Source organism: Streptomyces niphimycinicus, from assembly GCF_018883605.1.
Taxonomy (GTDB): Bacteria; Actinomycetota; Actinomycetes; order Streptomycetales; family Streptomycetaceae; genus Streptomyces; species Streptomyces niphimycinicus.
In genome coordinates this window covers 1-443 of the sequence record NZ_JAHLEM010001137.1, presented here as the reverse complement: position 1 = coordinate 443, position 443 = coordinate 1, and the positions used below count along the sequence as shown (strand labels likewise).

General features: G+C 65.7%; 1 protein-coding gene. It reads left to right on the top strand.

Annotated features, from left to right (window positions below; translation table 11 throughout):
- A partial coding sequence (locus tag KN815_RS48250; RefSeq protein ID WP_216348090.1) for a polyketide synthase occupies nt 1–443 on the top strand: 443 nt, incomplete at both ends.

The window sequence follows — 443 nt, the reverse complement described above, 5'->3', positions numbered from 1 at the left end:
GCGGTGAATCAGGATGGTGCGTCGAATGGGTTGACGGCGCCGAATGGTCCGTCGCAGCAGCGGGTGATCCGGCAGGCGCTGGCGAGCGCCGGACTTGCTGCCCGGGATGTGGATGCGGTGGAGGCGCACGGTACGGGGACGACGTTGGGTGATCCGATCGAGGCGCAGGCCCTGTTGGCCGCCTACGGTCAGGATCGTGATCCGGGTCGGCCGTTGTGGTTGGGGTCGGTGAAGTCGAATATTGGTCATACGCAGGCGGCGGCGGGTGTGGCTGGTGTGATCAAGATGGTGATGGCGTTGCGGTATGGGGTGTTGCCGCGGACGTTGCATGTGGATGAGCCGTCGCCGCATGTGGATTGGTCGGTTGGTGGGGTGGAGTTGCTGACCGAGCAGGTGGTGTGGCCGGATGTGGATCGGCCGCGTCGGGTGGGTGTGTCGGCGTT